Genomic DNA, 9,195 nt, shown 5'->3' on the forward strand with positions numbered 1-9,195 from the left:
TGGCAAAAATCGTGCCGCAAGAAACATGGCGCTACTTCACAGTAATGAATGATTTTGGATCAAAATCTTCATGCATAATATCTGTGCTACTAATTAATACCTGTTAAGCCAACCGTAAAAACATGCACATTCAAGGGTTATTTATCGGTGGGACTTTGCTCAGCACACAACCGTTAAGCGGTTTGCAAGCCCATACTTTACCGACTAATCTAATTATACCAAAAAGTCAGTAGCTTTACTCAAATTTACGAATAAAAATACGGTTTGGGCTAGTATCATCACTATCCGAAACCAGTATCTCCCCTAATTTAGCAATACTGCTGGCAGGGCAATCTAATTAGGGTTAAAAAAGCCGAAATTGGCTTTTTTTTAATTGATTTAATTTTTATACTGATTTAGCTTCTGGTAAAGGGCTTGCATTTTAATTTCAATGCCGGACAGTTCAGTCGCATAATCATGTAGATCAGCCCCATAGTGGTCAACTAATTCAGCTTCAATATCCGTTTTGTAGCGCAACTTATGCTCTAAACTCGCCCACATATCCATGCCGACAGTCCGAATCTGAATTTCAACATTGACTGGCTTACTCCCGGTGGATTGAAAAACCGGCACTGAAACGACAATATGCAAACTACGATAGCCGCTAGTTTTAGGCTGAGCAATATAATCCTTGCGCTGCATCAGCGTGACATCCGATTGATTCAACAACATTTTTTCAATCAAATACACATCATCAATGTAGTTAGTCACCACGCGAATGCCGGCAATATCAAAAATATGGGCGCGCACATTTTCTACCGATAGTGCATACCCTTTTTTAACCAACTTATTCAACAAACTTTGCACGCTTTTCATCCGTTCTTCCATATGATGAATCGGATTATGGTCATAATTTACCTGAAATTCGGCATCCAAATTTTCTAATTTAGTTCCAATCTCATTGGCGCCGGCTTGGTAAAGCTGGTACAACCGCGCTAAAGCTTGAAGTTTTTCGATATCTTCTTGTTCAATTGATTTATTAGTAAACTCTTTTTCTAGTTCTGCACTGATTTGATTGATATTCATAAAATTTTGTCGTTCAAGAATCATGTATAAGGGTCCTTTCAACTGTATAATTATTTTCACTCACTTTAGCATGATGTCCGTTAAGCAACAACTATTTTGCTAGTAAATTAACCTTAAGCACAAAAAAAGCGCGCGACATAAGTGAAATCATGTCACACGCTATCAGTTTACATTTCTTTTGGTGCTTGTACGCCTAATAAGGCTAGGCTTTGAGTCAGCACTTGGCTGACACTAGCAACCATGGCTAAGCGCGCTGGTTTTTCACTATCATCAACTAAAACTTTCGTGTTGGCGTAATACTTGTTAAAGTTCTTCGCCAAGCGTAGCGCGTATTTAGCGATAACGGAAGGTTCATATTCCTTGCTGGCGCGAACGATCACGTCAGGGAACTCAGCTAATTGCTTCAACACGTCCCAAGCGGCAACGTCAGTGATCGTGTAATCAGCGGTCGCATCTAGGGCTACATTTGCTTTGCGCAAAATACTCTGTGCCCGAGCGTTGGTGTATTGTACGTACGGGCCAGTTTCGCCTTCAAAACGGACAACTTCTTCCAAGTTGAAATCAAAATTGTTTAAACGCTCATTTTTCAAATCATGGAAAATCACCGCGCCGATACCAACTTCTTTGGCCACTTGTTGCTTGTTGGGCAAAGCAGGATTCTTGGCGTCAATTTCCTTTTGCGCTAAATCAACGGCATCATTTAACACCTTTTCTAGCAAGATTACCCGACCTTGACGCGTGGATAATTTTTTACCACCTTGGGTGATCAAACCGAACGGAATATGATGAATATCATCAGACCAAGCAAAGCCCATTTCTTTCAAAACAGCCTTCAATTGCTTGAAATGATCACGCTGCTCGTTACCGACAACGTACAAGGATTGCACAAACTTATACGTCCGCTTCCGGTAAATCGCTGCCGCCAAATCACGGGTGATGTATAACGTGGCGCCATCACTTTTCTTGATCAATGCCGGATTTAAATCATAAGCTGACAAATCAACGATTTCAGCGCCACGACTTTCTTGTAGCAACTTTTTATCTTCTAATAATTGCACCACTTCAGCCATTTTATCATTGTAAAAAGCTTCACCATTGTATGAATCAAACGTGATCCCCAGCATGTCGTAAATTTTCATAAATTCTTTTAACGACACTTCACGGAACCATGACCACAGTTTAGTCGCTTCTTCGTCGCCAGCTTCTAACTTAACGAACCATTGGCGCGCTTCTTCGTCTAACTCTGGATGTTCAACGTCTTCTTGATGGAACTTAACGTAATACTTCAATAAATTAGTGATGGGATCAGCTTTAACGGCTGCTTCGCTACCCCATTTTTTATAGCCAACGATTAATTTACCAAATTGGGTACCCCAGTCACCTAAATGATTGATTTTAACAGGTTTGTAGCCCACCTTAGTCAAAATATTGGCGATCGAATTACCAATCACAGTTGAGCGCAAATGGCCCATTGAGATAGGTTTAGCGATGTTAGGACTGGACATGTCGATTGGCACTTGACCTTGCTGACCAAGATCAGCATCACCGTAATGATCAGCGGCAGTTAGGATTGTTTGTAGTAAATCGTGACTGAATTGTGGTTTATCTAAGAAAAAGTTAATGTAAGGACCAACTGCTACCACTTTTTCAAAATGTGTTTGATCAATTTTTTCAACTAAGTCAGCGGCGATTTGTTGTGGTGCTTTATGGAATGCTTTAGCTAAACGAAAAACGGGAAAGGCATAGTCGCCAAGATCTGATGTTTTGGGTGTTTCAATGGATTGTGCAATCGTGGCGTCATCTAATTGATCCGCCAGTAACGGCTTTAACGCCGCAACAACAAGCTTTTGTTCGTTCATAATAAACTCCTTTACGTATGTGTGGGCGCTGGTGTGGTGAAAATGTGATTTAAAAAGCAGGTGTTACTTTTGCGGAAACGTGCTTTAAAAGGCAGATTATGTGTATGACTATGCTTAACGTCATCATCTAAACGCCTTGCAAATCATGCTACAAAAAACCGCGGTCAATGTCCATCCCTACAGTTTGCCTGTAAGAGACGAGCTTTGCCCGCGGTACCACTCTTTTTGATAAAATATCCACTCAACTATTTAATTGCTCCTCAAAAGGACGACTCAGCCGTTTAATCACCTAGCTCCCACCAAATCTAGGCTCGCTGCACATTTTTATGACTGATTATTTTTTTCACCGGAGCGACTTCGCTAGTTACTATACCTGATTTACGCTTTAAATTCAAGCAGATTCAGCTAAATTGCAAATAAATGACCGACTGCATAAGTCACGATCATCGTCATTAGCCCAGCCAACAAATTGCGCCAAACTGCTTTGCGCCGGTTGGTTTTGCCTAATGTAGCGCCAACATAACCGGTTAGCAATAACGCACAAGCTACCGCAAAAAATGTGACGCTGACTTTCCACCGTGCTGGCACTAAGGTGATCGTCAGTAATGGCAAAATTGCCCCAACGAAAAAGGAACAAAACGAAGAAATCGCAGCGTGCCATGGATTGAAATAATTGCCTAATTCAATATTATATTTCTCGCGACAAGTTGCGCCTAACCCATCTTTGATCATCAATTCTGCCGCCACTTGTTGGGCTAACTCAGTAGAAATACCCTTATCAACGTAGACCTTAGTTAATTCAGCGAGTTGCTCTGGATAATCATCCGCAATTGCTTGCTTCTGCTTTTGTGCCGCGGTTTTCTGCATATCCCGTTGTTGACTAACGGACACATATTCGCCGCCACCCATAGAAAACGCCCCTGCTAACATCCCTGAAATACCGGCAATAAACAGCGCAAAGGAACTTTGTTGCGCCCCCGCGACCCCAAGGACGATACCCGCTGTTGAAATAATGCCATCATTCATGCCTAAAACACCAGCCCGCAAAACATTTAACCACTCTGATAAGCGCAACGAGGGTTTAGCTTGCGTCCGATGGAGATGTAAATCAATCATACGAATCGTCCTTTCATTGCCTAAAGTCACGGTCATTTAGGTATTCTGCTTGGTAATTGATATTTCTTCTCAATTATACCACGATTATGGCACCGGATACAGTCACTTTTCTATTATTTTTTTATCTTAGCAAAAAAATATTTAGGCAAAATAGGTATATCTATTTTACCTAAATTGGCTACTAAATAATTATGGTCAGCTTGAGCAACCAGGGAACTAGCTCAGGTTCAAATGTAGCAAGCGTCAATGTTAGTGTCTGTATTCTTTATCATTAACATCTATTTTTCCAGTACCGGTAACATAACTTTGCATTTAAAGGTGTGCGCACTCGGGTTAAAAAAATCAAGCGTAACCACTAAATAATTCCTAGCCCAACTAGCAAACGCTTTATATTTTTTCAAGAATTTTTAATATTTGATCATAAGTAGCTTGTTGCCTAACCCTATCCTCGCTTTTGCTTATTGTTTTTATTGCTTAATGTAGTTGACTGCTTACTGTGGCTTTTTGGCGGATAACTACAGTAAAATACTTTGAGAAAAATACGATTTTCCACTTTTTCTCAATACAAAATTTGGCTTTTTCTGTTTATAATCTACGTAAAATAAACGAAAAGCGTTTTAAATTTTTTCACCTGCTTAACTTTTAAGGCTGTATTGCACCACACCCAGCAACTTGATTCAATAATTTAGGCTCCCCAGACTAAGTCTTTTCACTTATCAATCAGGCCAGCAATAGAGTCAAAAAAGCACACAATTTTACTCATTTTTGAGTAAAGTTGTGTGCTTCATGCTGCTTATATTGAATTATCCATTAACGCTAATCTTTCTTCCAAAAATCTGTGATCGCCCCTTTAGACGAACTGGAAACCAAATGAGCGTACTTACCTAAGACACCACGCGTATATAATGGTGGAATCGTTGTTGCCGCTTTACGCTTAGCAATTTCAGCATCAGAAACATCCATCGTGATCTCCTTAGTATCTTGATCAATAATAATCGTATCGCCAGTGTGCAAGTAAGCAATATTACCGCCATCTTGTGCTTCCGGCGCAATATGTCCAACCACGAAACCGTGTGTCCCGCCAGAGAAACGACCGTCCGTTAATAAGGCAACGGACTCCCCTTGGCCTTTACCAACTAAGATTCCTGATAAGGACAACATTTCTGGCATACCGGGGCCGCCTTTTGGTCCTTGGAAACGGATAACAATCACGTCGCCAGGGACAACTTTATCAGCCAAAACTGCGTCGACAGCATCTTCTTCGTTATCAAACACTTTAGCTGGGCCAACGTGGCGGCGAGATTTAACCCCAGAAACCTTGGCTACAGCGCCTTCTGTGGCTAAGTTACCGTGCAAGATCAATAATGGGCCATCAGGACGTTTTGGATGTTCCAATGGGACGATTACTTTTTGACCTGGCGTAAAATCTGGCGCAGTTGCCAAGTTCTCGGCAACCGTTTTGCCGGTACAAGTCAAGCAATCACCGTGTAAGTAACCATTTTGGTATAAATATTTCATAACGGCTTCAATGCCACCAGCTTCGTATAAATCTTGGAAAACGTACTGGCCACTTGGCTTCAAGTCGGCGATATGTGGTACTTTTTCTTGGAATTTATTAAAGTCATCAATTGTCAGATCAACGTTAGCGGCATGTGCAATCGCTAATAAATGGAGCACGGAGTTCGTCGAGCCACCTAAAGCCATGACAACAGTCAACGCATTTTCAAATGCGTCGCGGGTCATAATATCTTTCGGATAGATGCCCTTTTCCAGTAAATTCATAACTGCTTTACCGGCTTCTTCAACATCTTTCTTTTTTGCATCAAATGTTGCTGGATGTGAGGCTGATCCTGGCAAACTCATGCCCATGGCTTCAATTGCTGAAGCCATGGTATTGGCAGTATACATCCCACCGCAACCGCCAGGCCCAGGGCAAGCGTTGCATTCAATTGCGCGAACTTCTTCGGCAGTCATATCTTTATGGTTCCACTGACCAACTGCTTCAAATACAGAGACTAAATCGATATCTTTACCGTTTAATTTACCAGGTGAAATAGTCCCACCGTAAACGAAAATCGCCGGTACTTCTGTGTTAGCGATAGCAATCATACTACCGGGCATATTCTTATCACAACCACCGATTGCCACGAAGGCATCACAGTTGTGGCCGCTGATCGCCGTTTCAACGGAATCAGCAATCACATCACGCGATGGCAATGAAAAGCGCATCCCTGGCGTCCCCATGGAGATGCCGTCAGAAACAGTGATCGTACCAAATTGAACGGGCCAGCCGCCAGCCGCGGTGACACCGTTTTTAGCTAATTTACCTAATTCCTCCAAATGTAAATTACAAGGCGTATTTTCCGCCCAAGCACTGATCACGCCGATCAACGGTTTCTCAAAGTCAGCGTCTTTCATCCCAGTGGCACGCATCAACGCACGGTTAGGTGCTTTGACCATGCCATCATAAACGTGGCTTCTGATCCGTAAATCTTTTTTCGATTTTTCTGTCATATATAAAAAGCTCCTTTCAAAGCTGTCATTAACCAAGTGTTATGGACCTGCTTTAGTAAAGATTCTACATCTTCTCTCATTATTTTCCAATATAAATTTTAAAAAACTAGGGAAATCACTTAGCAAATTTTAATTTTATACTTGAAATACGACTAGTTTCATGCCAAAATACACTTACAAATATTTTTAGCTCCGTGACCACGAAAGGATGAGACAAATGCGTGACGATATTAAAATAAATGAACGTGCCGCCGCAATCGGCGATAGAATCATCGAAAAGCTGGAAACCGTTTTTGATCCTGAACTCGGTTTAGATGTTTATAACCTAGGCTTGATCTACAACCTCGACCTAGATGAAAACGGCGTACTCAATGTGACCACTACTTTCACAGAAATGGTTTGTGGCTGTATTGAATCAATGCCGGTGGATCTAAAAGCCGCCTTAATAAAATTAGATGAAGTCAGCGCCGTCAACGTGGAAATTGCTTGGTCACCACGTTGGAAAATGGATCGTATCAGTCGCTTAGGCCGTATTGCCCTGGGTGTTAGCGCTCGCTAGCAGCTTATTTTTGAACACGTTTGTTTAGTTATTATTTTACCCGACGACAGTTGTGCTATGCAAAATAGACGCTGTCGTTTTTAATTTTTTTAAATTCACTGCTTGACAAATGATTAAATCCGCGTTAAATTATAGCCACATGATAAATCAATGAGTAATTTAAACGCTGTGATAAGAAAAGTATAATTGTTTTCACCAGTTAAGCGAGCGTCGTTTGGTGCAAGGACGTCAAGGTGAATCAATTAGAAAATCATCTTTGAGCGATGGATGCGATGAGCGTTCATTGGGAGCTCCCATTATCGAGCTAGGGTATTTCGTGCCACTTGGTGCGCGTACCCGAAGAGGCTGTTTTCGTGAGAAAATGGCAAATCAAGGTGGTAACACGTTTATTAACGTCCTGATCTGAATTAACTTTCAGATTGGGGCGTTTTTTGTTTATCGTGGTTAGTCTACGCGTGACTAGCCGCTGCCGTTACTAAAGTCGACTTGGTACGGCAACACTCATGATTTAACCTTATTGCAAAATGGTTCAAGCTGGGCCCAACTACAAAGTTGGCGTAACCAAACTTACCAGCCATGCTTAAAAAATTCGAAGGAGTGCTGCTTATGTTAGAGGAACGTAAACTCACTAAACGCGATTACGTCGTGGTTAGTTCAATGTTATTTGGTCTATTCTTTGGTGCTGGTAATTTAATCTTTCCGTTACATCTAGGTCAGTTAGCGGGGCAAAATTGGGTGCCTGCCGCGCTGGGTTTCTTAGTCACTGGTGTCTTATTGCCATTATTATCTGTTCTTGCCATCAGTGTTACCCGTTCTGAAGGGGTTTACGATGTTGGCCGGCCATTAGGTCCTGTCTTCGCGCTATTATTCATGATCTTGATCCACGGTACCATTGGCCCTTTGTTCGGCACGCCACGGACAGCCACCGTTTCCTACACTGTTGGCTTAGCGCCGCTGATTCCAAAAAATTTCCAAACACTTGGCTTGTTACTTTTCTCCGCTGTTTTCTTCGGTTTAGCGCTTTTCTTCTCATTAGAGGAAAATAAAATCGTTGGTAATATCGGTAAGTTATTGAACCCCGTTTTCTTAGTTTTATTAGCTGGCGTTTTCTTCTTAGCTTTCAGTTCACCAATGGGCCACGCTGGCGTGCAACACGTAACTGCCGCCTACACTTCCGGCTCATTCGTTAACGGCTTCTTGCAAGGGTACAACACCATGGACGCCTTGGCCGGCTTAGCCTTTGGTGTCACCGTGGTCACCGCCGTCCGTTCATTAGGTAAAAAGCGCGCTAGTGGCGTGGCACTCGTCACCGCACGGGCTGGCGTCTTCGCCATGGCCTTGATTGCCCTGATCTATGTTGGCCTGATCTTCGTTGGCGCGATGTCCCTAGGTAAATTCAAATTGTCCGCTAATGGTGGTGTCGCCTTTGATCAAATCGTTAACCATTACTTAGGCGTTGCTGGTCAAGCTATCTTAGCCGCCTTGATCACTGTCACTTGTTTAACCACGGCTATTGGCTTAGTTGCCGCGTTCGCCCAAGATTTCCACAAACATTTTCCTAAGGTTAGTTACCGCACTTGGTTGACCTTAACTACCCTAGCGTCCTTCTTAACTGCTAACATCGGCTTGAATCAAATCATCGCTTGGTCAACACCTATGTTAATGTTCTTGTACCCCTTAGCGATGGTTTTGATTTTATTATCAGTTTGTTCACCATTGTTCCACCGCGATCCCGTGGTCTACAAATTTGTCGTCGTCTTCACGGTTATCCCTGCATTCTTCGATATGGTCACTGCCTTTCCAGCAGTCGTCAGTCAAAGTAGCTTCGGTAAAGTCATGACTGGCCTTGAACAAGCTTATCTACCCTTTGCCAATTATGGCTTAGCTTGGTTAGTCCCAGCCTTAGTCGGTGCCGTATTGGGAATTGGCGTCCATGTTTTCAAACGTGTCAGCGCCCACAATACAGTTTCACAAACAAAATAAATAGTTAGCTGAAAAAAAGCGTTGCACGGGCCACTACTAGCTGTGTGAAGTGAACCCCCGGTATTGGACCAGAATCCAATACCGGGGGTTTTACTATGA

At 42.4% G+C, this 9,195-nt stretch carries 6 protein-coding genes and 1 other annotated feature; of the genes, 2 read left to right on the plus strand and 4 right to left on the minus strand.

Going from position 1 to position 9,195, the window contains the following annotated elements:
* Positions 1-378: 378 nt before the first annotated feature.
* The 4 genes from EKM80_RS02440 to ilvD form a co-directional block, all read right to left on the minus strand.
* Positions 379-1,089: a GTP pyrophosphokinase gene (locus EKM80_RS02440; RefSeq protein WP_125551537.1), complete on the minus strand. Its 711-nt coding sequence runs from the start codon at positions 1,087-1,089 to the stop codon at positions 379-381.
* Between the two features lie 143 nt (positions 1,090-1,232).
* Positions 1,233-2,924, minus strand: a complete 1,692-nt coding sequence (gene argS / locus EKM80_RS02445) for an arginine--tRNA ligase (protein WP_125551538.1) — start codon at positions 2,922-2,924, stop codon at positions 1,233-1,235.
* A 405-nt stretch (positions 2,925-3,329) separates the two neighbouring features.
* A complete protein-coding gene (locus EKM80_RS02450) occupies positions 3,330-4,040 on the minus strand; it encodes a VIT1/CCC1 transporter family protein (RefSeq protein WP_125551539.1) in 711 nt (236 codons plus the stop codon).
* Between the two features lie 816 nt (positions 4,041-4,856).
* A complete protein-coding gene (gene ilvD / locus EKM80_RS02455) occupies positions 4,857-6,554 on the minus strand; it encodes a dihydroxy-acid dehydratase (protein WP_125551540.1) in 1,698 nt (565 codons plus the stop codon).
* Positions 6,555-6,771: 217 nt separating this feature from the next.
* Here ilvD and EKM80_RS02460 point away from each other — a divergent pair, with 217 nt between their 5' ends.
* Together EKM80_RS02460 and brnQ are read left to right on the plus strand one after the other, a co-directional pair.
* On the plus strand, positions 6,772-7,113 hold the full coding sequence (locus tag EKM80_RS02460; protein WP_125551541.1) for a metal-sulfur cluster assembly factor: 342 nt from the start codon (positions 6,772-6,774) through the stop codon (positions 7,111-7,113).
* Positions 7,114-7,272: 159 nt separating this feature from the next.
* Positions 7,273-7,516: a binding site (T-box leader), on the plus strand.
* Between the two features lie 203 nt (positions 7,517-7,719).
* Complete coding sequence (gene brnQ / locus EKM80_RS02470; RefSeq protein WP_125551542.1) at positions 7,720-9,096, plus strand: branched-chain amino acid transport system II carrier protein; 1,377 nt, start codon at positions 7,720-7,722, stop codon at positions 9,094-9,096.
* The last annotated feature ends 99 nt before the right edge of the window (positions 9,097-9,195 follow it).

Source organism: Loigolactobacillus jiayinensis (assembly GCF_003946445.1).
GTDB classification, from domain to species: domain Bacteria; phylum Bacillota; class Bacilli; order Lactobacillales; family Lactobacillaceae; genus Loigolactobacillus; species Loigolactobacillus jiayinensis.